Annotated in this window: 21 protein-coding genes; 8 read left to right on the forward strand and 13 right to left on the reverse strand. The window is 39.1% G+C overall.

The genetic code is table 11. The features are described 5' to 3' along the window. Nucleotides 1-34 precede the first annotated feature (34 nt). Nucleotides 35-958, forward strand: coding sequence for a LysR family transcriptional regulator (locus tag GQR38_RS02305; protein WP_010555363.1), 924 nt, complete (start codon nt 35-37; stop codon nt 956-958). Between the two features lie 32 nt (nt 959-990). Here the strand turns inward: GQR38_RS02305 and GQR38_RS02310 are convergent, their stop codons facing one another. The 5 genes from GQR38_RS02310 to GQR38_RS02330 all read right to left on the reverse strand — a co-directional run bounded on the left by GQR38_RS02310 (nt 991) and on the right by GQR38_RS02330 (nt 6,891). After that, a complete protein-coding gene (locus GQR38_RS02310; RefSeq protein WP_024590279.1) occupies nt 991-1,725 on the reverse strand; it encodes a dienelactone hydrolase family protein in 735 nt (244 codons plus the stop codon). Nucleotides 1,726-1,966: 241 nt separating this feature from the next. Continuing rightward, nucleotides 1,967-3,298 (reverse strand): glycerophosphodiester phosphodiesterase family protein, encoded by a 1,332-nt coding sequence (locus GQR38_RS02315; protein ID WP_165721309.1) that lies wholly within the window; start codon nt 3,296-3,298, stop codon nt 1,967-1,969. A 74-nt stretch (nt 3,299-3,372) separates the two neighbouring features. Next, nucleotides 3,373-4,218, reverse strand: coding sequence for a carboxylate/amino acid/amine transporter (locus GQR38_RS02320; protein WP_165721310.1), 846 nt, complete (start codon nt 4,216-4,218; stop codon nt 3,373-3,375). Nucleotides 4,219-4,337: 119 nt separating this feature from the next. Beyond that, nucleotides 4,338-6,473: a M3 family metallopeptidase gene (locus GQR38_RS02325; protein WP_165721311.1), complete on the reverse strand. Its 2,136-nt coding sequence runs from the start codon at nt 6,471-6,473 to the stop codon at nt 4,338-4,340. Between the two features lie 208 nt (nt 6,474-6,681). After that, nucleotides 6,682-6,891 (reverse strand): hypothetical protein, encoded by a 210-nt coding sequence (locus GQR38_RS02330; protein WP_024590275.1) that lies wholly within the window; start codon nt 6,889-6,891, stop codon nt 6,682-6,684. 201 nt (nt 6,892-7,092) lie between these two features. On the opposite strand from GQR38_RS02330, the gene GQR38_RS02335 reads away from it, so the two are divergent. From GQR38_RS02335 to yegD, 6 genes are all read left to right on the forward strand, one after another. Continuing rightward, on the forward strand, nt 7,093-7,953 hold the full coding sequence (locus tag GQR38_RS02335; protein ID WP_007581304.1) for a mechanosensitive ion channel domain-containing protein: 861 nt from the start codon (nt 7,093-7,095) through the stop codon (nt 7,951-7,953). 420 nt (nt 7,954-8,373) lie between these two features. After that, on the forward strand, nt 8,374-10,641 hold the full coding sequence (locus GQR38_RS02340) for a TonB-dependent receptor (protein WP_165721312.1): 2,268 nt from the start codon (nt 8,374-8,376) through the stop codon (nt 10,639-10,641). 116 nt (nt 10,642-10,757) lie between these two features. After that, complete coding sequence (locus GQR38_RS02345; RefSeq protein ID WP_101217785.1) at nt 10,758-11,057, forward strand: hypothetical protein; 300 nt, start codon at nt 10,758-10,760, stop codon at nt 11,055-11,057. 75 nt (nt 11,058-11,132) lie between these two features. Next, the gene (locus tag GQR38_RS02350) at nt 11,133-11,789 is read left to right on the forward strand and encodes an HAD family phosphatase (protein WP_101217786.1); all 657 of its coding nucleotides are present in this window, start codon (nt 11,133-11,135) and stop codon (nt 11,787-11,789) included. A gap of 33 nt (nt 11,790-11,822) precedes the next feature. Next, on the forward strand, nt 11,823-12,665 hold the full coding sequence (locus GQR38_RS02355; protein ID WP_101217787.1) for a DNA ligase: 843 nt from the start codon (nt 11,823-11,825) through the stop codon (nt 12,663-12,665). Nucleotides 12,666-12,727: 62 nt separating this feature from the next. Further along, nucleotides 12,728-14,092, forward strand: a complete 1,365-nt coding sequence (yegD, locus tag GQR38_RS02360; protein ID WP_007581315.1) for a molecular chaperone — start codon at nt 12,728-12,730, stop codon at nt 14,090-14,092. Nucleotides 14,093-14,111: 19 nt separating this feature from the next. Here the strand turns inward: yegD and GQR38_RS02365 are convergent, their stop codons facing one another. The 3 genes from GQR38_RS02365 to GQR38_RS02375 all read right to left on the reverse strand — a co-directional run bounded on the left by GQR38_RS02365 (nt 14,112) and on the right by GQR38_RS02375 (nt 16,484). Then, nucleotides 14,112-14,576 carry a methylglyoxal synthase gene (locus GQR38_RS02365; RefSeq protein WP_002958191.1) on the reverse strand — a complete coding sequence of 155 codons (465 nt, stop codon included), beginning with the start codon at nt 14,574-14,576 and terminating at the stop codon, nt 14,112-14,114. Nucleotides 14,577-14,643: 67 nt separating this feature from the next. Next, the gene (locus GQR38_RS02370) at nt 14,644-15,288 is read right to left on the reverse strand and encodes a LysE family translocator (protein WP_101164159.1); all 645 of its coding nucleotides are present in this window, start codon (nt 15,286-15,288) and stop codon (nt 14,644-14,646) included. After that, nucleotides 15,285-16,484 (reverse strand): multidrug effflux MFS transporter, encoded by a 1,200-nt coding sequence (locus GQR38_RS02375; protein ID WP_101164158.1) that lies wholly within the window; start codon nt 16,482-16,484, stop codon nt 15,285-15,287. Before GQR38_RS02375 ends, GQR38_RS02370 begins: the two co-directional genes overlap by 4 nt. 183 nt (nt 16,485-16,667) lie before the next feature. Here GQR38_RS02375 and GQR38_RS02380 point away from each other — a divergent pair, with 183 nt between their 5' ends. After that, nucleotides 16,668-17,141, forward strand: coding sequence for a hotdog fold domain-containing protein (locus GQR38_RS02380; protein WP_007581322.1), 474 nt, complete (start codon nt 16,668-16,670; stop codon nt 17,139-17,141). Between the two features lie 21 nt (nt 17,142-17,162). Here the strand turns inward: GQR38_RS02380 and GQR38_RS02385 are convergent, their stop codons facing one another. From GQR38_RS02385 to GQR38_RS02405, 5 genes are all read right to left on the reverse strand, one after another. Next, nucleotides 17,163-17,645 carry a polymer-forming cytoskeletal protein gene (locus tag GQR38_RS02385; RefSeq protein ID WP_007581324.1) on the reverse strand — a complete coding sequence of 161 codons (483 nt, stop codon included), beginning with the start codon at nt 17,643-17,645 and terminating at the stop codon, nt 17,163-17,165. Continuing rightward, on the reverse strand, nt 17,635-18,798 hold the full coding sequence (locus tag GQR38_RS02390) for a M23 family metallopeptidase (RefSeq protein WP_165721313.1): 1,164 nt from the start codon (nt 18,796-18,798) through the stop codon (nt 17,635-17,637). Before GQR38_RS02390 ends, GQR38_RS02385 begins: the two co-directional genes overlap by 11 nt. A 143-nt stretch (nt 18,799-18,941) precedes the next feature. After that, nucleotides 18,942-20,255: a fumarylacetoacetase gene (fahA, locus tag GQR38_RS02395; protein ID WP_165721314.1), complete on the reverse strand. Its 1,314-nt coding sequence runs from the start codon at nt 20,253-20,255 to the stop codon at nt 18,942-18,944. Nucleotides 20,256-20,391: 136 nt separating this feature from the next. Next, nucleotides 20,392-21,438 (reverse strand): 4-hydroxyphenylpyruvate dioxygenase, encoded by a 1,047-nt coding sequence (gene hppD / locus GQR38_RS02400; RefSeq protein ID WP_010555129.1) that lies wholly within the window; start codon nt 21,436-21,438, stop codon nt 20,392-20,394. A 303-nt stretch (nt 21,439-21,741) separates the two neighbouring features. After that, nucleotides 21,742-24,489 carry a metallophosphoesterase gene (locus GQR38_RS02405; protein ID WP_165721315.1) on the reverse strand — a complete coding sequence of 916 codons (2,748 nt, stop codon included), beginning with the start codon at nt 24,487-24,489 and terminating at the stop codon, nt 21,742-21,744. Nucleotides 24,490-24,593: the final 104 nt, after the last annotated feature.

Raw genomic sequence — 24,593 nt, forward strand, 5'->3', positions numbered from 1 at the left:
AGGGGTTGAATTTAAAACACGCTACGGAGCACATATGAAGGTGTCGTTTGAGCAGTTAAAGAGCATGGTTGTATTTGCGCAAATTGTAGAGCAGGGCAGCTTAACCGCTGCTGCCAAACAGCTAGGGCTTACGCGAGCAGTTGCAAGTTATCATTTAAAAAAATTAGAAACGCAGCTTGAAGTTACTTTACTAAATCGCTCAACCCGTACCATGGCGCTCACTGAAGCAGGCATTGCTTATTATGAGCGTTGTAGAATAATTACAGAACAAGCTAATGCGGCTAATCAGCAAATAGAAAATATAAAGAGCGAGCCACAAGGTTTACTTAAAATTAGTTGCCCAGTAAATGTGGGAATGCAGTTAATTGTGCCTGCAATAAATACGTTTAAGCGCCAATACCCTAAAATTAAAATAGACTTACAGCTTACTGACGATGTGGTTGATATTATTAAAAATGGGTTTGATTTTGCAATTAGGGGAGTGGCACTGAGTGACTCCAACTTGCAAGCAACCAAGCTGACTACAATGAGCACTTGTATTTGTGGCGCGCCGGATTACTTTACACATTTTGGTAAACCTAAAACACCTTTAGAATTGGCAGATCATCAATGGGTGGTTTATCAGCTAGGAAGTAAAACGTTAACACTTTCAAAAGATGGCAAAAAACACGACATTGCAATGCAAGGCGCCTTAAGTACTAATAACGCAGCTGCACGTACTGCCTTTGTAGAAGCGGGGCATGGCATTGGGCGTATTCCGCTTTACGATGCGTGGCCTAAAGTACAAGCTGGGCTACTTGAAATAATATTAGATGATTATAAAAGCAAAGATATTGAACTGTACGGGGTATTTCCGCCAGGAGCTGCGGGATCTAAAAAACTACGATTATTTATTGATTACTTAAAAGCGTATTTTGTAAAACAGCATACCGCCTTAGGTATGCTGAAAAGTGTTTAATTATTTTCGCTTTTAAAGCATTTATAAAACACTTATAAAGTACGGCTAAATAATGCAACCGCTTGTTGATACATATTAATTGCAAGGGCTGCATCGTATCGCTCACCTTCATCACGCATAAAGGCATGCTGGGCATTAACTTCTTGCCATTGGTAATTAATGCCAGTACTTACGCATTGCTGGTATATTTTAATACGGCCTTCCTTTGGCACATGCGGGTCTTGTTTACCCCATATAAAGTGAATTTCGCCTTGTATATCAGCCATGCGTTCAAATGAGTTATTACCTGATTTTGCCGGTAATGTATTGCTGTGAATATCAGTTGCGTATAAGCAAAAAGCCGCTTTAATTTCAGGGTTAAGCGCCGCTCTGTAAGCTAAATGCCCGCCAATACATACGCCCATAGCGCCCACTGTACCTGTGCAGTAATGCTGCTGCTTTATAAAGTCGATCATGGCTTGCGTGTCGCTATCATGATGCTCCAGTGGTTTTTCCCACTTATCTGCATTGCCTTTGTCTTTACCTGCATCGTCGTAAGCAAGCACAGTGCCCATAGGGTTTAACTCGTGAAATACTTCCGGTACGAACACTACAAAACCATGGCTTGCTAAAATAGCTGCGCTGCGTGCAATAGGTGCAGTTTGCTGAAATATTTCAGAATAAAAAATAATAGCAGGGAACTGCCCTTGCGCCTGAGGGCGATAGATGGTTGTTCGCATTAAACCTGTAGGTGTTGGCAAGTCTGCGTTATGTTGTTGAATTATCATAAAAGCGCTCAGTTAAATAAAATTATATAATGATATGGTAACTGAGCGCGATAAAATAAACGACTTTTGTTGTCGAGTATTTATACCAACCTGCATAAATCTTTGATCAATTTAACGAATTAAATTTCACTATAACGTCGTTAAAAATTTTTTATTTAGAACAACTAGATAAAAAATTTTTGCCTAGTTCTAGCGTAATTTTCTTAACGTTAAATAGACCCCATATATAAGCAGATTGGTATTAAATACTTGCAGGCATTTTATTACAACTAGCGTAATAACTTACGGTAGCCGGCCAATCTGAAAATATAGCCATTACACCCACGTCTTTTGCGAGTACATCAACGACCGTCATCATATCGCCATCGTTATCTATAACATCAGCAATTGATTGATAGTAATAACCACCACCTTCATTAAGCGGACCTGAGCGCTCAAGGCTCCATGCAATAAGCTCTAAACCTGCTGCTTTTGCGTCAATTGCGTATTGTGATGGCACGATATTATTTTCGTTATCTATTGTTAGCATCATCCAAATTGGAGGGGCTAAAATTTTAACGCCGTCAGCCACAAGTTCATCCATACCAGGTTGCCATGTTTGTGGGTTACTTGGATCAAATCCGGCTTCACTGTCGCGACCATCTAGGTATACGCTTTTATCTGCAAAGTCAGGGTTAGTGTTAATCCAGTATTTTACGTCATCAAGGTTAAACGATTGCGGGTAAACTTTTGAGGCTGGCACATTCATTTGTGTGTACTCGTCTAGCATTTTTTGCGCATATTGCTCTTGCGTCATTCCATCAAATGGCATACTTACTTGTGGCGATTTAAGTTCAGGGGTCATTTTTACACCCAGCTCATTAAACAGTGCAATGCTTTGTTTATGGGTCATTAATGTACCTTGGGTAGCATATAAATCAGTGCGCCAATTTGGAGTACCATCCATGTAATCAGCAATGGTAGTTGCATTAGTGTTTGCACCATCCATTTTACCTTCAAGGGTTAAAAATTCCGCTAAGCTTATATCGCTGGTACAACATTTTGCAGAAGCAGCAACACCATTAGCAGGGTCTGCTGGTGTAAATGGCACACTGCATTTAGCTGCAAGCTCAGGAATGGCTAAAATATTAGTTGTGGTGTGTAAGTCGCATTGAGAATGGCGACATACTAGTTCTTTATCGTTTGTAAATGTAACATCGCATTCAACAATGCCTGCGCCCATTCTAGCTGCAGCAATGTAGGCTTCTTTGGTGTGCTCAGGATATTGCATTGATGCACCGCGATGACCAATAGAAAAATCGGTACGATAAAAAGGACCTTCGCTACAAGATTCTAATTGTGTTTTTAAAGCGCTGTCGCTCATATCATTGACTAAATAATAAGGACGAGTGCCTAGTTGAATATCTGGCGCATCACCGTTTGGTACTTCTACAATAACAGGCGTAGGCACTTCAACAATCTCAACTTCGGTGTTGGTAACAACCACTTCTTTTTCTATTATTTCTACATCGTCGTCGCAGCCAGCAAGTGTGGCTAACAATATACAGCTTGTAAGTAAGGTAATACGTTTCATTGTTTATCCTTAAAAAGTAAAATTTGTACTACCTTAATGATTATTAATGACAATTTAGCTACAAGCTTATTAATTTATTTTTTATTAAGCATTTGATTCACTAATAATGCACCTAACATTATGCCAGCCCCAATACTTAACCTAACTATGTCAGCGTCTCTGTTCCAAATAAGCACGTTAACTATAATCCCTGCTGGGATAAGTAAGTTATTCATGACTGCCAGAGCTCCAACGTTGACGAGTGTTGCGCCTTTATTCCACATAAAGTAACCAAGGCCTGATGCAACAATCCCTAAATAAATCAGTATGCTCCACTGAGTAGAAGTGGTTGGTAATTTGTTTGAATTACCAAATAATGCATAACAAATTGTGGCAATAATAAGTGCGCCTATAAAAAACCATCCAAATACGGTTTTATCATCAAGCTGATTGTTCATCATTAAGCGTTTGTAGGCTACTTGGCCTACAGCAAAACTTATGTTCGCACCTTGAACTAATAATAAGCCAATTATGAAATTGCTATTTAGGTTTTCGTAACGAATGGTAATTGCACCAATTACAGCAATAAGTGCGATTATAAAAAAGCGTGGGTTAAAATGTTTGTTCAATGCATCATTTAGCAAGGTAATGTACAAAGGAGTCATTACTGTAAATAGCAGTACTTCGGGGACGCTTAAAAATAAAAAGGAATGGTAGTAAAAGCTATACATAACACCAAGTTGTATAGCGCCAATCAGCATGAGCTTTAAGGCTAAAGGTTTAGGTGTTTGTTTAAACTTTAAAAATGGTAAAAATACGAGGGTTGCTAGTGCTATGCGAATTAACACACTAAACCATGCATCAACCTGACCTGCTAAATACACGCCAATTAAACTAAATGAAAATGCCCAAAGTAAAGTTACTGCAAATAAGTACCGCATAGCCGTCGTCTTTAAATAATTAATGGCAGCAGTTTATCTGTTATAAATTAATGTATAAACAATAAAAGCCCGCAAGCGGGCTTTTATAAATTTAGTATATCAATAAATTAGTTTATTGATTACTCAACTAAACCACGGCGCTTAAGTAGTGCGTCGGTAGTTGGTTTCTGACCTCTAAACTCAATATAGCTTTGCATTAAGTCGCGGCTGTTACCTTTTGATAGGATTTCTTTACGGAACTTATCACCATTTTTACGTGTTAAGCCGCCGTTGTTTTCCATATGTGCAAAGGCGTCTGCTGCAAACACTTCAGTCCATAGGTACGCGTAGTAACCCGCTGAATAACCACCTGCAAATGTGTGGCTAAAGAAGTTTGATTTATAACGCGGTGGAACAGGGTAGTAAGCAATACCGTGTTTTTCTAGCGCGTCTTGCTCAAACTTTTGAACGTCAGCTACTTTTTTATCAGAACCAAATGAATGCCATTCCATATCAAGTAGTGCAGCGGCTAAGTATTCAGTAGTGCCGTAACCTTGGTTGAATTTTTGCGATTCAAGTACTTTATCAAGTAAAGCTTGTGGAATTGGCTCACCTGTCTTGTAATGCTTAGCATAGTTTGCAAGTACTGTTGGTTCAATCATCCAATCTTCATTTGCTTGCGACGGAAACTCAACAAAGTCACGTGCCGTTGCAGTACCTGCTAGGCTTGGGTATTTAACATCTGAGAATAACCCATGTGCAGCATGACCAAATTCATGGAACATAGTAGACACTTCGTCAAACGTCATTAGCGTAGGCTCGCCTGCAGCAGGTTTTGGAATGTTCTGCGCATTGTAAATAACAGGTTTGGTGCCTTTTAAGCCGCTTTCGCTAACGTATGCACTCATCCATGCGCCGCCACGTTTACCTTCACGTGCGTAAGGGTCTAAGTAAAATAAACCAATAGCGCTGCCATCAGCGTTAAATACTTCGTATACGGTTACATCTTCATGATAAACAGGAAGGTCTTTACGTTCTTTAAACGTAATACCGTACAGTTTGTTCATTGCAAAAAATAAGCCATCGTGAATAACCGATTGCATTTCAAAGTATGGTTTAACAAGTGCTGGATCTAAGTTGTACTTTTCTGCACGTACTTTTTCAGCATAAAAAGTCCAATCCCATGGTTTAAGCTCAAAGCTTTCGCCTGAATCGTTAATCACTTTTTGAATAGCGGCTGCTTCAATTTTTGCTTTTTCAACTGCTTTTGGTGCTAGGTCATCAAGGATGCCGTAAACGTTTTCAGTTGTTTGCGCCATACGCGACGTCATTACATAAGAAGCCCAATCTTTGTAGCCTAAAAGCTCTGCTTTTTGAGCGCGTAGGTTGGTTTCTTTAATAATAATAGGGCCGTTAGTTTTTGCTGCACGGTTTGCAGAAGCTTTAAAAATTCGCTCACGTAGGTCGCGGTTTTCAAGGCTGCTTAAAATTGGTTGTTGCGTTGTATTTACCAAAGTGATCATGTAGCCGTCTTTGCCCGCTTTTTTAGCTGAAGCTGCAAGGCCTGCAATTTCGCCTTCAGAAAGACCCGCTAATTCACTTTTATCTGTAACTACAATAACGTCTTCTTTAAACGATTTTAAAATGTTTTGTGAAAACGCAGTAGATAGCTGAGCTAGCTCTGAGTTAATTTCACGCATTTTAGCTTTTTCAGCGTCATTTAATTTAGCACCTGCTTTTACAAACTGCTTGTAGTAAAAATCAACTAGGCGTTTATCTTCTGCGTTTAATTTATCTTGATTGTCGTAAATTGTTTGTACGCGCTTAAATAATTCACCGTTTAAGTAAATATCATCTGAGTGAGCAGATAGTACCGGCGCCATTTTTTTGCTAATGCGTTGGTATTCGTCATCTGAGATTAAGCCTGATAAATTGAAAAACGCAGCCGATACGCGATTTAATAGCTCCCCTGACAATTCCATTTTAACTAAAGTATTTTTAAATGTTGCAGGAGCAGGGTTGTTAGCAATCGCTTGTACTTGCGCTGTATGCTGCGCAATACCAGCGTCAAAGCCTGCTTCGTAGTCTTTTGTACCAAATTTATCAAACTCTGGTGCCATGTATTGTAATGGGCTTGGCTTAAATAAAACATTGTTTGCGTTCATGTCTTGCACTTGTGCTGCGCCTTCTTTTGCCATGTTTTGTGTATCGTTAGATGAACAGGCCGATAATATTAAGGCACTAGCAATAGTAGTGGCGATCAGGGTTTTACGCATAATAACTCCATAGAAAGATTAGCCGGAATAGGCTTTGCGAGTCGAAAAACCTAGTTAACTTATCAAATTTTGGCGTTTATACAATAAAGTTTATCGGTATTAAGGGGGATTTGAACGCAAATTAGCTAATATTTAGCTTTAAGGGAGGTAAAAGTAGCTCTAAAAGTAAACACCTGAGCTACTTAATAAGTCGTTGAGTCATAATTGCTTAGTTATATCCAAGTACAAATTTTCTCTCAGAGCCAAAGTTGCTAGGTTGTTGTTGGCCAAACTCTTTGTTGATAGATGCCAGTGTTTGCTCTTGTTCTGCAAGAAGGCACAAAATTTTATTTCGGTAATCTAGGCTGCTTTCAAACAAATGTAAGTCTACCTGCGGCTGCAAAGTAGCGAGTCTTTGATTTAAAGTAAGTTGTGTCATATGTGATCTCCAGTGCTTGTACACTATTTATATAGCACTCGGTGCAATAAAGAGTTAATAAATTGTTCATAAAAAGTATATTGAACTTATTAACTTGGCGTTTTAGTTATATTATGACTGCTAAACTTACCCAACACTGAACCGCTTTCACTTTATAGCGATTTAAATTTAAAGCGCTCCTTTGCTTGTTTTGGAAAATAAATGACCTTAGAACACATAAACCAAATTCTTGCCTTTGTTGTATTTAGTTACAGCGATGTACACATTACCGTAGCAAAAATTATTAAAGTGCCTTTAATACTTTTCGCTATTTGGTTTATTGTGACGCGTATTGGCAAGCTAATAACAAAAACATTATTGGCAAAAAAGTTAAGCCAAGATGCCGTGCATTTATTTACACGTATCTACTTTATTTTAAGTATCGCTATTTTAATTTTTACATCTTTAGAAGTATTAAGCATACCGCTTACTGCGTTTGCTTTTGTTTCAGGTGCTATTGCCATTGGTGTTGGTTTTGGCGCGCAAAATATTATTAATAACTTTATTAGTGGCTGGATATTAATGTGGGAGCGCCCAATACGTATAGGTGACTTTTTAGAAGTAGGTAATGCAAAAGGTGTGGTAGAAACAATAAATACACGTTCAACACGTATTCGCCGAAACGATGGCGTACATATGCTTATACCTAACAGCCAACTACTAGAAAACACAGTAACAAACTGGACGCTAATAGATGGCAATGCACGCTCATCGGTCAGTGTAGGCGTTGCGTATGGATCAGACGTGATACTGGTTAAAAAGCTTATTCAACAAGTGCTTGATGATCATGAAGCAATATTGGCTAATCCAAAGTCATCGGTGTTATTTGATGACTTTGCAGATAGCTCGCTCGTATTTAACGCTATTTTTTGGGTGTGCGCCGAGTCTGAAACCATGCTTAGAAAAGTACGCAGTGATATTCGTTTTAGTATTTACGCTGTATTTGAAAAGCATGATGTAGTGATTGCTTTTCCGCAGCGTGATATTCATATCGACGGTGAAATTGCATTTAAGCGCTCATAGTTCAAATATAGTAAATATTAAAAGTCGCTCTTGGGCGGCTTTTAATAAAAACACAGGTGTTTCTATTTTAGGTTAACATGTAAAACAATCCCTTCTTCCTACTCCATTTTATTAAATTCAATAAAGGACATATGTCCTTAATATTAGGATTTTGCATCTAAATAGTGATAAAAACACGTGATTTTGTAGTTAAATGTTGCAAAAAAGTTTCTAATTATGTCTATATTTATGCAGTAAAATTGTCACACAATGGTATAATCTTAATCGTTCGTTCAGCCTTATAACATCGTTTTTGTACTCTCGGTAATAAGGTCCGCGCGCATGACGCAAGTCGCGAAAAATTGAACGAGCCCGCAATGAATACATTGCGCAACACAAAAAACCGTTGAACAAGAGTGCACAAAAAAGGTTAAACCCAACATGAAAGCAATGAAAAGATCTACGTTAGCTACCCTAATCAATGCAACGTTGTTCTCTGCAGTAGCAGGTACTTCATTTTCTTCTTTAGCTGCTGAAGAAAAAACAGCTAAAAAAAGTAATCAACTAGAAGTTATTCAAGTAACAGCCCGTAAACGTGTAGAAAACGCTCAAGAAGTACCAGTAGCAGTATCTGCTCTACAAGGTGATAACCTTGATGCGTATAGCTCAGCTGGTATGGATATTCGTTTTTTAAATGCGAAAATTCCAAGTTTATCTATTGAATCTTCATTTGGTCGTTCATTCCCACGCTTTTACGTTCGTGGTTTAGGTAATACCGATTTCGATTTGAATGCATCACAACCAGTATCACTTGTTGTTGATGAAGTCGTTCAAGAAAATGCAATTTTAAAAGGCTTCCCAGTATTTGATGTTGAACGCGTAGAAGTATTACGTGGTCCTCAAGGAACTTTATTTGGACGTAACACGCCAGCTGGCCTTGTTAAGTTTGATACTGTTAAACCAAGCCAAGAATTTGATGGTTATGGCTCTGTTTCATACGGTAGCCGTGGCGCTGTAGACACAAGTGGTGCTGTAGGTGGTGCTTTAACTGACCGTTTATCTGCTCGTGTTTCATTATTATGGCAAGATAAAGACGATTACATTGATAACCAAGCTCCAGGCTTTGAAGCTAAAGACGAGCAAGGTGGTTACACTGAAAAAGCGGCACGTGTTCAATTTTTATATGAAGGCGATGATTTTACTGCTTTATTAAACTATCACACACGTGATTTAGATGGCTCGCCAATTGCCTTTCGTGCAAATGTAATTAAAACGGGTACTAACGAGCTAGTAGATAATTATGAAAGTGATGTTGTTTATCAAGATGCGGCATCTCGTTCTACTCAACAAGTAGAATCTGAAGGTGCAAGCTTAAAGCTTGAGTGGGAACTTAAAAATCACACAATCACTTCAATTTCTGCATGGGAAAGTGCTGAAATTTATTCTCGCGCTGACATCGACGGCGGTTACGGTGCTTCTTATATTCCAGATTTCATGGGGCCTGGTTTTATCCCTTTCTCTTCAGAAAGTGCTGATGGCATTCCAGATCACGACCAGTTGACGCAAGAGCTACGCTTATCTAGTAACTTTGATGGCGATTTAAATTATCAAGTAGGTGTTTTTTACTTCGATGAAGAACTAACAATTGAAAACTACAGCTACGATACATTCTCAACACCCGATGCTGGTGCTTTAAATGGCTATGTTCGTCAACAGCAAGATACTACAGCTTGGGCTGTATTTGGTTCTGTAGATTATACTTTTTCAGATGATTTAAAAGTAACAGCGGGACTTCGCTACTCTGACGATGATAAAGATTTTGTCGCTGACCGTACACTTAGCCCAATTGGCGGTGGTGCTTTACTAGTAGAGCGTGATGTTAGTGACGACCATGTTAGCTGGGACTTATCTGCAAATTATAAAGTAAACGATGATGTTAACTGGTACGGCCGTGTAGCAAACAGCTTCCGCGCACCTAGTTTACAAGGTCGTATTTTGTTTGGTGATGATGTAACAACAGCTGAATCAGAAACTGTAACATCGTACGAAACAGGTATTAAATCAGACGTGTTAGATGGCCAAGGTCGTGTTAACGCGACTGTGTTTTATTACACAATGGACGACCAGCAACTTACCGCTGTAGGCGGTGGTGCTAACTTTAACCGTTTAGTTAATGCTGATAAAACGACTGGCTATGGTTTTGAGTTAGATACGCAGTGGGTATTAAGCGATGAGTTTAATGCAACGTTTAACTTAAGCTACAATAAAACAGAAATTAAAGATAACGATTTAGCTGTCGCTGTTTGTGCTCAATGTACTGTAACTGACCCAATTAATGGTTCTGGTCTTGCTGTACTTGATGGTAATAGCTTACCGCATGCTCCTGAGTGGATCTCTAACTTTACGCTCCGCTACACTAAAGAACTTGCCGATGGTAACTTCTTCGCTAGCGGTGATATTTCTTATCGCAGTAAAATCAATATGTTCCTTTACGAATCAGTAGAGTTTGAAGGTAAAGAGCTTATTGAAACAGGTTTGCGTACAGGTTACACATGGTCTGAAGGCGATTACGAATACGAAGTAGCCGCTTTTGTTCGTAACTTATTTGACGAGCAACAAGTTATTGGTGCTGTAGACTTTAATAACAATACGGGTATTGTTAACGAAGAACGTTATGTAGGTGCTGAGTTTAAAGTTAGATTTTTCTAACTAATAGCTAGAAGTATTTATTTTAAAAGCCTGCATTGCGCAGGCTTTTTTATTTGTATAACCCCTTTTAGAGCTGCTAAAGTAGCGCCTAATTGGTTTATTTAAAGAGAAGAGCAATGGCTGGATTTTGGAATTACCGTGTAATTTTTTGTGAAGCAACGAAAGATGAAGCAGCGCAATATCAAATACACGAAGTAGAATATAATCTGAACGGTAAAGTGACTAACTGGTCAGAAACAGGCGCAGCCCCTTTTGGTACAACACTTGATGAGTTGAAAGATGACTCAGATCGTTTAAAAACAGCATTTGAAAAGCCTGTACTTAAAGTTATGCGTAAAACGCGTGGCTACGAGCTTGTTGATGTTGAAACAGGTGAGGAAGCAACGGGTGAGCCACCAGCAGGCTTAACGCAATAACAACAATTTAATAAAAGGTGCTTAAGGCGCCTTTTTTATTGTCAAAATTTGGCTTAGGTTAAATAAGGAATGAGGATGACATTAGAAGCAGTATTATTTGATATGGATGGCACATTAGTTGATTCAGAAAGCATGCACTTTGTATGTTGGAGTAAACTACTTAAGCCTTATGGTGTTAGTTATTTAGAAAGTAATTTTTGTCAGCGCTTTTCAGGACGACCCACTTTAGAAGCTGCAATAGAGATTAAGCAAGAGCATAACTTATCAGTAAGCGCACAGTTTTTAGCGGATGAAAAATACAGTTTATTTGGCGAATATGTAATAACACATTTACCACCACTAATGCCGTTTACTGAGCAAACGTTGAAAGCTGTAAAAGCGAGTGGCTTAAAAATGGCGCTAGTAACGGGCAGTGCTAAAAGTGAAGCTATGCCAATACTTAAAGGTTTAGGATTTTATGAGCTGTTTGACACGGTGGTAACAAAAGACGATGTAACTAATCCTAAACCTGCTGGAGACCCATATTTACTGGCACTTAAGCAGATAAATATACAGGCAGGCAATGCAATCGCCGTTGAGGATACATTTACCGGCGTTACGGCGGCCAATAACGCCTTGTTACGTGTTGTAGCCATTGCTAATAGCCACACAAAAGATCACGATTTTAGCCAAGCTACCTATAAAATGAGTAACTTAGATGAGTTTTGGCAATGGGTGCAATCTCAACTATAGTTTAAGCCAACTTTTACTTGCTTGGATGCGCTAATGTCTACTATTAAACACCTGTTTTTAATTGTTTTTGTACTTTTTACGCAATGTATAAGTGCAGCACAACCCTCTGTTTTACTCGCGAAAGTATATGACGAAACTAAGCATTACGATGTAAGTAAATATTTAGTCAGTGAAAAATATGATGGCGTAAGAGCTGTATGGACCGGCACGCAGTTTGTTACTCGCAAGGGTAATATTATTAATGCGCCAAGTTGGTTTACAGCGCCATTGCCAAACGTATGGCTTGATGGTGAGCTGTGGACCAAACGTGAGCACTTTTCTGCGCTTAGTGGCATAGTAAGAACTAAAACCCCTAATAATCATGATTGGCAAACTATTACTTATAAAGTATTTGATATGCCAGATAAAACCCTGCCTTTTAGCATTCGCTATAAAAACTATAATGAGCTTATTACTAGCCTAAACTCGCCGCACATTAGCGTTGTAGTTCAATATAGCTTTACTAATAATGAGCAGCTCACAGAGTATTTTGAAAATATAACTAAGCAGGGCGGCGAGGGTGTAATGCTTCATTTGGCCAGTGCTAAGCACAGCAATGGGCGAAGCAGTGCATTACTAAAATTAAAGCCTTATTTAGATGCAGAAGCGATTGTAATTGCGCACTTACCAGGTAAAGGCAAATACCAAGGTATGTTAGGTGCATTAAGAGTAAAAACAGCACAAGGGCAGGTGTTTTCAATTGGTACTGGGTTTAATGATGCAGAGCGCGCCACTCCACCTGAGATAGGCAGCGCTGTAACGTACCGGTATCATGGCTTAACAAAAAACGGGTTACCGCGTTTTGCTAGTTTTTTACGAGTTAGAGATAATTTATAACATTTATAAATTTTACAAAGTGTGCTAAATTGCGCGGCCTTTTTGGTAATGTGTGGTGAAGTATGTTTGTAGGTTTTGATTACGGTAGTTCTAATTGTGCTATGGGTGTAATGAGCGAGGGTAATGTTCAATTAGTACCGCTAGAGCAAGGAAAACATTACTTACCGTCTACACTTTACACTCATCACAGTGCCTTGGTTGTTGACTTTGTTGCTAAGCACTTACATGGCACAGCCCATGAGCATGACTTTTTAACACAGCGCCAAGCATTATTAAATACCTTACCTCGTATTAAGTCAGACCTTGATTTACAGCCTTCAGATGAAACCCTATTTATTGGTCGTGAAGCGATTAGCGAGTACGTGCAGTTCCCTGAAGAAGGCTACTTTGTTAAGTCCCCTAAATCATTTTTTGGCGCAACAGGTTTAAAGCAAGGTCAAATTAACTTTTTTGAAGATATCGCAACCGCGATGATCTTAAAAATTAAGCAACGCGCTGAGCTCTCTTTAGGTAAAACACTTACACAAACAGTGATTGGTCGCCCAGTAAACTTCCAAGCTGTGGGTGGTGAGCAATCAAATCAACAAGCGGTCGGTATTTTAGAACGCGCTGCTAAACGCGCTGGTTTTAAAGACGTAGAGTTTTTATATGAGCCACTTGCTGCGGGTATCGATTACGAGAGTGATTTAACTCAGGATCAAAAAGTACTCGTTATTGATATTGGTGGTGGTACAAGTGACTGCTCATTTGTACAAATGGGCCCAAGCTTTAGAGGAAATAGCCAGCGCGATGGCGACTTTTTATCTCACAGTGGTAAACGTGTTGGCGGAAACGATTTAGATATTGCTTTGAGCTTTCATGGTTTAATGCCGTTATTGGGTTTAGGCAGTACGTTTAAATCAGGTCTACCTTTGCCTAATCAAGCGTTTTGGCAAGCGTGTAAAATTAACGATGTAAATTTACAAAGCCAATTCTATAGTGAAAGCCATACCCGAGAGCTAAATGCACAATTACGTGATGTAAGTGCACCTGAGCTTTATAAGCGTTTAATACATTTACAGCAAAACAAGCAGGGTCATCAGTTAGTACAACAAGGTGAAGCGGCTAAAATAGCACTTTCATCAGCTAGTGCGTTTGATTGTGATTTAAGCTTTTTAGATAGTGGGCTGAATAAAAATGTATCTGTAAGCGATTTAGCTGTTGCCGTTGAGAGTAGTATTAGCCAAATAGTTACTTTAGCAAAACAAGCAATCAGCGACGCTGCGACCACGCCAGACATTATTTACTTAACAGGCGGTAGTGCACAGTCACCATTGATTAAAGCGGCTTTAAGTGAGCACTTAGGTAATATAAAAATGGTTAACGGGGACCACTTTGGTAGTGTAACTGCTGGCCTGACTAAATGGGCCAGCATGCTTTATAAATAACCTAGATTACAATTGAGGTTTAAAGATCTATTTGTCGGGTTGCGAGGTATTTTTCGTAATCTGGCAATGTACGTTCAAGCTCTACATCCATAAGTGGTGAGCTTAATAACATATCTGCACTCACCTCATTACACGCCACCGGAATATTCCAAACAGCGGCTAAACGCAGCAGTGCTTTAACATCAGGGTCATGAGGCTGTGATGCTAATGGGTCCCAAAAAAATATCAAAACATGTATCTCATGTTCAGCTATTTTAGCGCCAAGTTGTTGATCGCCGCCCATAGGACCACTTAATAGCTGAACCACATCAAGTCCCGTGGTTTTTTGAATTAAATGCCCGGTAGTACCTGTGCCATATAAAGTGTGCTTACTTAGTATTTCTTTGTGCTTTTCACACCATAATTTTAATGCTGCTTTTTTACCGTCGTGGGCAACTAAAGCAATATTTTTTTGTGCGGGAAGAGATTGTGTTTTTTGTTCCATGCTGATTCTTTTTTATTAGTTAGCTTAAACTCTGGGTAATAAATCTCTTAACCAAAGTGCAGGTTAGTTAAAATAATAGATTGATAGCAAGGGCTATAAATACAATGCCGGTGATCCTATCAATCCAAAGTTGGCTATTTGGGTTACGTCTAAAAAACTGTGCAATTTTGTCGCCAAAATAAATATACGTGCAGTCAATCGGAAAAGCAAAAATAGGGTAAAGCAAGCCAAAAAAAGCGAGTTGAAAAGTAGCAGATGAAAGCGTTGGATCTACAAATTGCGGAATAAATGCAATAAAAAACAGCGCCACTTTAGGGTTTAGCACTTCAGTCATCATGGCTTGAAACATGACATTACTTTTTTTACTGGTACTTATATGCGGTTTATCGGTTTGCTTGTCATCAGATATAGGCTCTGGCTGCTTTAGCGTGCCTTTAATCATCATAAATCCCAAATAACATAAATATGCTGCGCCTACATATTGCACTGCGGCATAGGCACTTGGGGAAGCTTTTAGGACTGCGCTTAGGCCTACAACAGCAAATAGAGTATGAATAACCCCACCTAATGCAAAACCAAAAGCACTTTGCATACCGGCGCTTCGACCATTAGCAAATGTTTGTGCCATCAAAAATGCATTTGATGGCCCAGGTGCTACAGCCATTAAAAAGCTGGCTAATAAAAACGAGGCTAAAAAATCAGGATTGATCATTGAGCGCTTTTAGTTGGGTGTAAAGTATGTGCTTTTTTGCTCATTAAAATAATCCAAAGCGGAACTAGTAATAATAAATGAAAAGCAATTAACCACGGTGTACTTAACCCCAAATATTGGGTTAAAACAACGAGTATACTCGCGCCACTCATTTGCATAGCACCAAGTAATGCCGAGGCTGTGCCTGCTTGTTTAGGAAAACTCGACAGAGCCATACCTGCAGCTGAGCCTAAACTTAGAGCAAAGCCTAATGCTGCAATTAAAATAGGTAACATAAGCGCAAATGCCGTCTCTATACCGCTAAGGGCTAGCATTAAAACACCTGAAAAAACCAGTACACTCACACCGACACGCAAAGCACGTTGGCTATTTCGTTTAATGTACGTTGGTAAAATAAAACTAGCGACAATACTTATTACGGCGTTTAACGTAAACCAAAAAGTAAAGTCGGCTACAGTGCCGCCTAAATGCGTAATAAGCCAGCCTGGAGCTAGCGTCACATAAACTAATATTGCCGACATTGAGACCATGCAAATTAGGCTATTAAACAAAAATACCGGTGTTTTTATAATAGGTGTAAAGCGACGTAAATCTAAAATATGCCCCTGATAATGGCTATCAGCAGGACGAGTTTCTCTAAAAAAGAATAGCGTAACAACAAGCCCTACAATGGCAAACGCGGTTAAAAACATAAAGTTCATACGCCAACCAAATTGTACGGTAAGCCAAGCTCCTAAAATAGGTGCCATTGCCGGAATAAAGCACACAATCCCGTTAAGGTAGGTAATCATTTGTCCACTTCGTTCACTGCCATATTTGTCACGTACTATCGCAAATGCGACAACAAATGTGGCACAGGCTCCAAAACCTTGCAGGGCACGTGCAATCATCAATACTTCAAAAGAAGGCGAGTAATAGGCAAGTAATGCTGAGCCTGCATATAAACTTATACCTACTATAGCCACTGGCTTTCGGCCAAACCTATCGGCCAAAGGCCCCGCAATTAATTGGCCTAAACCTACTGTTAGCATAAAAATAGCAACGGTTTGCTGAACTTGTTGTTCTGTAACTGCAAATTGTTCTGCAATAGTAGGAAAAGCGGGTAAGTAAATATCGATTGCCATAGGGCAAAATATAACGAGTAACGCTAGGATAAGTAACAAAGTCATATTAGGTTTAGCGGGCTGTGTTTGCATTGAGTCTCCTTTTGCCGAGTATTTTAGGTGGGCACTCGTAAAAAAGAAAGGGCTTATGACCCCTGCATAGGTTGTCATTTTTATTTTTTGATTGGATTAAGCTAAAAAGGCAGTGTAAATGCACTTTTTAAAACTGGTCTGATGTGTTAATTTGAAAAAAGTAACTGTTGATGGAAAATAATAATGAGTAATAAATCTGCACTTGTACAAACATGGCATAAATTTAAGCGTCTACCTTTTGGGAATTGGCTTTTTACTAAAGCTGTTTGCTTTAAAGCGCCATATTTTGGTTCAATGAAACCTTACGTGCTCGACCTTCGAGAAGGGCATTGTAGTGCGTTGGTTAAAAATCGTCGCAGCGTTCATAATCATATTGGAACTATTCATGCTATTGCGCAGTGTAACTTAGCTGAATTGTGTGCAGGTGTAATGGTTGATGCAACAGTGCCAGTTAAAACGCATCGTTGGATCCCAAAAGGCATGACAGTTAGGTATTTGGCTAAAGTAGATACAGATGTAAGGGCAGTCGCTGAAATTGATTTACCGCATAAGTGGATTGATAAAGAAGACTTAGTAGTACCGGTTAAACTGTATAATACCCGCAATGAGCTTGTTTTCACTGCAGATATTACAATGTACATTACTGAAAAAAGGTAACTTACGTAAAGCTGATTCTACTTAGTTTTTATCAGCGGCTTGTTTATTTACAAATGATAAGTCGCTGCCATCTTCTTTCAATAATGCTTTAACTTCTTTTGCGGGTTTTAGTTCTTTTGAAATTAGTTCCGGCTCTTCTTTTTCAAAGCGCTGTTTTAAACTGCCTTCAATTACTGCACCTGCATCAATACTCAATGTATCGTGAAACACATCGCCATGAACATGAGCGCCACTTTGTACTTTCACTTCACTGGCATTAATTGAGCCAATAACTTTGCCTTTAACAATAACGCTTTTAGCTTCAACAATACCTTCAACAACACCCGTTGAGCCAATAACTAAATGCTCCACTTTTATATCGCCATCAATGCGGCCATCAAGCTGTACTTCACCTTGGCTAACTAAAGTGCCTGTAAGGCGTACGTCTTCAGAAATAATAGACGGAGTGTGATTTACTCTTTTTAAATTAGAGCTAACTGTTTTTTGTTTTTTTCTACCAAACACGAGAAAGCGCCTTTGTTATTTTTAGAGGATTGACTTGTTTACCGTTAAGTAATACTTCGTAGTGTAAATGAGTACCTGTACTTCTGCCTGTGCTGCCCATTAAACCGATTACATCATGTTTAGTGATTGATTGACCTTTCTTTACTTTAATTTTATTTAAGTGTCCAAATCGAGTCACTAAGCCATTTTTATGTTCAAGCTCAATAAAGTTACCATAACCACCATTGCGACCGGCACGAAGCACTACAGCGTCTGCTGGGGCAAATATCTCGGTTTTATGCCAACCGGCTAAATCAATTCCTTTATGAAAGGCATGATTACTATTCATTGGATCTTTTCTAAGACCAAAACTACTCGAAATATAATATTTAGCTTTAGCTAAGGGGAGGGTGTTTGGTAGTTCAGTTAAAAAGTTTTCTAAATTATTTAATGCTAATAACTTATCAACGATGGCTAAAAAGTGGCTTGGAATTTTTGTTTCGTTAAATGTATCAAGTGGGCCACCTTGTGCGGTTGTTTGGGCACTTAATATTAAGTGTTGCTCAAGCGCTGACTCAATTCCTGCGCCTTTGACCATAGCTAAAATGGCTTGATGACGTTCACTAATTTGGTTATCTAAATAGGTAAAGCTTTGCTCATAATGATTATTTAAGTTGGCCACTCTTGTTGCGAATGTAATTGGAACGATTAACTGTGCTTGTTTACCTTTTTGATTTTCATCGACTAATGGCTCATGAAATTCATTGCCATTTTCATTAATAGGTACATCAAGTTCTGTATCAAGCTTAATAACATCTTTGCTAATTGAAGCAGGAAGGGACTCTATCATGCTTTGCAGTAGCGCCTGCTTTTGCTCAAGTATCGCAAGTTGCTCTAACTGCGTTGCTTGAAGGGCTTGTTGCTCACTGACTTTTTGTTGCCAAAGTGTTTGCTTGTTTATTTGACTTTGTTCTATGTCAGATATTTTATTAGTTTGTGTGTAAACACGAAAGCTCGAAATACTCAGCCAAATAAAAGTGGCTAAAATAAGCGATGCTACAAGAAGTTGAAACCAAGAGGCTAAAACAACATGCTTAACTTCGCCATTTTGGCGAATAAGTAGCTGACGAGCTGGGAAAAATTTATGATAAAAAGACTTTATAAATACTGACATGGCATATAAACACTGGCTATTAACCGAATTAAGATAGCAATTTGAGTTAAAAAAGCTAGAAAAAAATTGTAACTGTTCAAAAATTAATAAAAAAGGGCTGCTTTTAGTAAGCAGCCCTTTTAATAATTTTTTTAATACTCGTATTACTTTGTAGGCAGTACTGTGCTCTCTACAGAGCCAAAACCTATGCGTGCATAGCCTTCTTTTTCACACCAGCCGCGCATAATAACGTTATCGCCATCTTCTAAAAAGCTACGTTGTTCGCCATTGCTTAGCGTAATTTTTTCTTTACCGCCACGAGATAGTTCAAGTAAAGAACCCGCTTCTTCGTGCGTTGGACCAGACTGAGTGCCCGAACCTAACATGTCACCTGGCATAAAGTTACAGCCATTTACTGTGTGGTGAGTAACCATTTGTGCCACAGTCCAGTAAGAGTGCTTAAAGCTAGATGTTGATACACGCGTTGGGTTATGGCCTTCGCTACGCATTTTTTGCGTTTGGATTTTAACATCCATTTGAATATCAAAAGCACCTTGGTCGCGATTCGCTTTTGACTCTAAATAGTCCATAGGCTGTGGATCGTTTTCATCACGCGTCCAGCTTGTTCTATAAGGCGCTAGCGCTTCGGTTGTAACAATCCAAGGCGATACAGTTGAGGCAAAGTTTTTAGCTAAAAAAGGACCAAGCGGTTGGTATTCCCACGCTTGCAAGTCACGTGCTGACCAATCGTTAAATACACAAAAGCCAAATACGTGGTTTTCTGCATTTTCGATAGCGATTGCATCGCCCAGTGCATTGCCTTTACCTAAGTAAATACCTAGTTCTAATTCGTAATCAAGACGTTTACAAGGACCGAATGACGGCACTTCTGCATCAGGCGCTTTAGTTTGGCCTTTAGGGCGATGAAATGTTTGACCTGATACGTCAATAGATGAAGAACGACCATGGTAACCAATGGGTACCCATTTATAGTTAGGTAATAATGGGTTGTCAGGGCGAAATAAACTGCCTACGGCTGTAGCATGATAAATAGAAGTGTAAAAGTCAGTGTAATCACCGATACGACAAGGCAAAGAAAACTCTATATCAGATTGTGCAACAAGCGTATCCCTAAGTGCTTGTTGGTGCTCAGAGCCTGCTCTTAGTGCTTTTGAAAGGGCTAAACGCAGTGCTGACCAATACTGCCCCCCTAAACCCATAAATGTATTTAGAGTTGCTTCACTTGCTGCATCAGCGGCTGTTTTAGCGTCACCTGTTAAAACATTTAATTTACTCAGTTTTGCTAAATCAATTACTTGGTCACCAATTGCAACACCACCACGAAAGGCCTCATCAGACCCTTTACGGCGAAACTCTGCAAACGGTAAGTTTTGAATAGGGAAGTCGCAATTATCAACATTAGCTGACTCTACCCAGCTGGTTAAATTAATATCGTGGGTTTCGTTAATTAGGCTCATTACATTTCCTTTGGATTTTACTGTATGGCGACAAGGTATAGTTTATTTAATCATACTTGTACTTGGCGCCATACTTTTTAAATATTAAAACGACAAAAAGCAGCGAAGTTCGCTGCTTTTAATTTACTCAAATATTTTATAAAACGCCGCGACGCTCTTGGTCGCGTTCGATTGATTCAAATAATGCTTGGAAGTTACCTTCACCAAAGCCACCATCATCAACGCGTTGGATCATTTCTATAAAGATTGGACCAAATAAGTTTTTAGAGAAAATTTGTAATAAATAACAATTTTCACTTTGGCTATCTACGAGTATCTGGTGCTTACGAATTTTTTCTTTATCTTCAGCAACCCAAGGTACTCGGTCAAAAATAGTATCGTAGTACTCTGGGATAATATCGAGCGTTGCAATTGTTGATTTATCAAGCTTATCAAGAGAACTTACTAGGTCATCTGTTAAAAACGCTAAATGTTGAACGCCTGGGCCGTTGTACTCACCAAGGTATTCATCAATTTGGTTGTTATCGTTACCTTTACCTTCGTTTATTGGAATAGAGAAGGTGCCACAAGGTGATTTTAGTGCATACGAAATAAGCGCTGTTTTTTGACCTTTAATGTCAAAGTAGCGTACTTCTGTAAAACCAAATACGTCTTTATAAAAGTTAGCCCATTTTTCCATGGTGCCTTTATAAACGTTATTGGTTAAATGATCGATTCGGATAAAGCCTTTATCTTCTACAACATTTTGCGTTTCTAAATCTTCAAAATCACTTTCGTAAATAGTGCCTTTGTCGCCAAAATTTTCAATAAAGTAAATTAGGCTGTCGCCAATGCCATAAATTGCAGGGTAAGGCATGTTTTTATGTGTTGAATCAGTGGCTGGTTTTGCACCACGCTCTACTGCAGTTTCAAATGCTTTTTGCGCATTCTCAACACGCCAACCCATTGAACAAATAGCAGGGCCATGGCTTTTAGCAAATTCTGCAGAAAAACCTTCACGCTCGTTATTCAGTAAAAAATGAATATCGTTTTGGTTGTAATAAACAATGTCTTTACCTTTGAATTTTTTAAGCTTAGAGAAGCCAAAATCAGTAAATACTTTATCCATATAATCAGCATCAGGTGTTGCGTACTCGGTAAATTCAATACCGACTAAACCTAAATAGTTATTTACTTCACTCATTATTATTACTCCCGCAATTAAGCACTGCGATTATGTGTTGTTGTCATATTGCAGTAGATAATCAACCAGATTCTTGATTTGGGGAAGAGGGGGGCACTATTTAGTGTGTAGTGTATGTGTAAATTTTATAGGACGGTTATTATAAAGTTACGTGTTTGTAATACAGTTAAGTAAAATGAAGTTATATGGTATAGGATTGAATAGTGGTTTTTATTCTTAATGTGTTGTTTTTAAATAATAAAAAGGAGAGTTCACCTGCGTGAAGCCTCCTTTTAGAATGAACAAGCAAAAGCTTGGTTGTATTTAATTATTTACACTTTTAGAGTTGCCACCAAAGAACTTGTTACGTTGCTCAATCCATTGGTTTGTTTTTATCGCTGGCGCAGCTTGATAGTGACGTTCAATCGTTTGGTTTAACACTCGCGTTGGTTGCTCAAAGGACAACTTTTGTTGTGCGCCGCCCATACTTTTAATTTCACCGCGAGTCATAGCACGACCAGCATAGAGTAATGCATTTAAGTAACCAGGTCGGGTTTCGTAGTTGTTATCTGTAAATAACAGGATTGTTTTATCAAGTGCCCATCGACGGTTTATCTCACCTTCTTCTTTAACGCCTTCGAGTTCACCATCTACGTATATTTCAAATACGCCATTTGTTGGTGCGGCATAAAATACAAAGGCAATACGATGCCAGTTACCTGGTTCAGTATCGCCAAAGTATCCACTATTGCTGGTTGCTTCACCGTACCCACCGTCTGGGCTTGCAAATATATCTGCGTCATCTGTATCGTAGTTTTCGGTATCTGCTTGGATTATTGCGCGGTAAATGTCGTTTGTTTCCAATGGCCAGTTTATATCCATAACTATTGTGTAGTCAGACACTAACCCGTCATCCTTAAAATCACCATTTGCAGCTGTGTTTAACGTAATTAATAGGCCTTCTGTTGGAGAGTGACGAGTAAAAGCCATTACACCAGAAGGACCATCAGTTAAATCGGCAATATTAAGATCAGTGGTTGTCTCATAGCGTGTATCTTCTGGGCCCCAACCGTCATTTTCTGGGTCAAAGTAGCTTAAAACAGATGGGCCTGAGTCTGGAGTTAGTGGGTTTGTTGGATCGTCAAAGTTCCAAGTTGTTATATTTGCAACATCTTGGCAAGCATTAAGCTGTGTGTCTGTATCAAGGTGAAGACATTGAGTTGTTCTAAAGCGCGCGTATTGATCAAGTAGCCACCATGCTTCGGCAATTGGCTTTACATCATTAAAAGTAACACTGCTAAAAAATAAATCTGGATTAAGTGCCGGACCTTTAAATAAAGCGACATTATAATTTGTCGTTACTTGAATATCTTCTGGCTTTAACACAAACCAATCGGGTTGGCTGGCAATCATTGTATTTAAATCAGTGCCTGTAACGGTTACTTGATACAGCGAATTAAAGCCAGGTGTGTTTGAAGGCTGTCTTTCAACATAAAATGCTTTGTGAAAATCTTCTTGTGTAACAGTGCCTGGCGTCCATCTTTTTTGTACAAGTTCAGGGTTAAGCAGCGCTGCGTTGATTGAGCTTGAATGTTTAGTTGCAAGTGCTGCTATTTCTGCAACTTCAAAACTACTTGGGTAGTTTTCTGAAATGGCAATTTCTGTATCAGCATCGGGTGCATATCGGCCCATTACTTCATCGATAGCTAGCTTGGTTTCTTCGTCAGGTTCTATAGATGTTCGCGTATCTACATGTTGATAATCGTAACGACTTAGTGCTTTATCTGCAGTATTAAATACTAAATTTAAATCGGTGACTCCGCGAGCATAAAATTCTGGTTGAATGACTAAAGCATTATTTTCAAGCTCTATAAAGTCTTCACCACCATGAGTATGCCCACCAAGCACTAAATCTATACCGGGCACATTGGTTGCTATCTCAACGTCAGTTCCTTTACCTAAGTGGCTTAGCATTATCATGTAATCAACATCACCGCTGTATTGGCTTACAATACTTTGTGCGATTTGTTGCCACTTCCAACTCATTTTAAATTGTTTTATAAAGTCAGGAATAGGGTCATCTTCAATTGGCTCGTCAAGTTCATCCCATGGTACTGACGTCATCCCAAACACACCCAATGTTATGCAGCCAACCTGTACTTTAGCAAAGTCCACACCGCCAAAACTCTTATTTTGTTCTCCCTCAAACCGGGTATTACTTGCAAGTACAATGGCATTATCGTCTTGTGAAAACTCAAGCAGCTTTTCAGGACCCCATGCATAGTCATGATTCCCTAAAACACGTAAATCAAAAGCCATTAGCTTTACGGTTTCATCAGAGGCTAAGCCTTGTGATATTTGCTCTGCAACGGTCCCTTTTTCGTAATCATCGCCACCATCGGTAAATAATGTATGCGGAGATTCGCTTAGCGCTTTTTTATAATAAGCTTTAATGCGGCTAAAATATTGTTCCTGATACCCAAAGCGAGAATGCATGTCGGCAACGTGCACAAACCTTACAGATTGCTCTGTTGCATTTGCATCACAGGTTGGGCCAATATCAGAAAACGCGACAGTACGTTGCATTTCTATTGCATAGCTACCTAGTTGGTCTACTTGTGCACTAACAAAGCCTTGCGATACCGTTGAATTAGTAATACTTGACCAAGAATCGCCGCTCAAACGCGCAATAGTTAATTGGCCGCCTAATACATAGTCGTCAGGTATTTTTATAGTGATTGTCATTGGGCTAGAAAGTTGGAGTGTATTCGGGGTAAGCGTATGTATATCTGAAATGATATTTTTAGCTTGATTATTCTCATCAAGGACTAATTTTTCGTAGGTTATTTCAGTATCGTTAGCCACTATTTCCCCAGGGGCATTGATAGTAAAGTTACCTTCATCTAATGACGTTTGTAAGCCATTAGCATTGGTAATAATTAAGCCACTAGGCTCAGGTTCTACAGGATCATTTGGATTTACTGTAACTTGATCTTCGGCTCCACCACAGGCAGATAAAAAAATAAGGAGAAATGCTATTAGAGTGGCACGTAATAATGTTAATGAATGCATATACTGCTGTCCCTGGGTCTATTGAATAATCAATCAGGACATAATATCAGTTAACGGGGGCAGGGCAAAGTTGAATAAAAAAATTCCCCCATAGAGGCTATGGA

It is taken from the genome of Pseudoalteromonas sp. c7(2019) (assembly GCF_011378625.1).
GTDB lineage: Bacteria > Pseudomonadota > Gammaproteobacteria > Enterobacterales > Alteromonadaceae > Pseudoalteromonas > Pseudoalteromonas arctica.

Coding starts and splice junctions, on each gene's coding strand:
- GQR38_RS02305 (WP_010555363.1), top strand. CDS start 35: ATGAAGGTGTCGTTTGAGCAGTTAAAGAGCATGGTTGTATTTGCGCAA.
- GQR38_RS02310 (WP_024590279.1), bottom strand. CDS start 1,725: ATGATAATTCAACAACATAACGCAGACTTGCCAACACCTACAGGTTTA.
- GQR38_RS02315 (WP_165721309.1), bottom strand. CDS start 3,298: ATGAAACGTATTACCTTACTTACAAGCTGTATATTGTTAGCCACACTT.
- GQR38_RS02320 (WP_165721310.1), bottom strand. CDS start 4,218: ATGCGGTACTTATTTGCAGTAACTTTACTTTGGGCATTTTCATTTAGT.
- GQR38_RS02325 (WP_165721311.1), bottom strand. CDS start 6,473: ATGCGTAAAACCCTGATCGCCACTACTATTGCTAGTGCCTTAATATTA.
- GQR38_RS02330 (WP_024590275.1), bottom strand. CDS start 6,891: ATGACACAACTTACTTTAAATCAAAGACTCGCTACTTTGCAGCCGCAG.
- GQR38_RS02335 (WP_007581304.1), top strand. CDS start 7,093: ATGACCTTAGAACACATAAACCAAATTCTTGCCTTTGTTGTATTTAGT.
- GQR38_RS02340 (WP_165721312.1), top strand. CDS start 8,374: ATGAAAGCAATGAAAAGATCTACGTTAGCTACCCTAATCAATGCAACG.
- GQR38_RS02345 (WP_101217785.1), top strand. CDS start 10,758: ATGGCTGGATTTTGGAATTACCGTGTAATTTTTTGTGAAGCAACGAAA.
- GQR38_RS02350 (WP_101217786.1), top strand. CDS start 11,133: ATGACATTAGAAGCAGTATTATTTGATATGGATGGCACATTAGTTGAT.
- GQR38_RS02355 (WP_101217787.1), top strand. CDS start 11,823: ATGTCTACTATTAAACACCTGTTTTTAATTGTTTTTGTACTTTTTACG.
- yegD (WP_007581315.1), top strand. CDS start 12,728: ATGTTTGTAGGTTTTGATTACGGTAGTTCTAATTGTGCTATGGGTGTA.
- GQR38_RS02365 (WP_002958191.1), bottom strand. CDS start 14,576: ATGGAACAAAAAACACAATCTCTTCCCGCACAAAAAAATATTGCTTTA.
- GQR38_RS02370 (WP_101164159.1), bottom strand. CDS start 15,288: ATGATCAATCCTGATTTTTTAGCCTCGTTTTTATTAGCCAGCTTTTTA.
- GQR38_RS02375 (WP_101164158.1), bottom strand. CDS start 16,484: ATGCAAACACAGCCCGCTAAACCTAATATGACTTTGTTACTTATCCTA.
- GQR38_RS02380 (WP_007581322.1), top strand. CDS start 16,668: ATGAGTAATAAATCTGCACTTGTACAAACATGGCATAAATTTAAGCGT.
- GQR38_RS02390 (WP_165721313.1), bottom strand. CDS start 18,798: ATGTCAGTATTTATAAAGTCTTTTTATCATAAATTTTTCCCAGCTCGT.
- fahA (WP_165721314.1), bottom strand. CDS start 20,255: ATGAGCCTAATTAACGAAACCCACGATATTAATTTAACCAGCTGGGTA.
- hppD (WP_010555129.1), bottom strand. CDS start 21,438: ATGAGTGAAGTAAATAACTATTTAGGTTTAGTCGGTATTGAATTTACC.
- GQR38_RS02405 (WP_165721315.1), bottom strand. CDS start 24,489: ATGCATTCATTAACATTATTACGTGCCACTCTAATAGCATTTCTCCTT.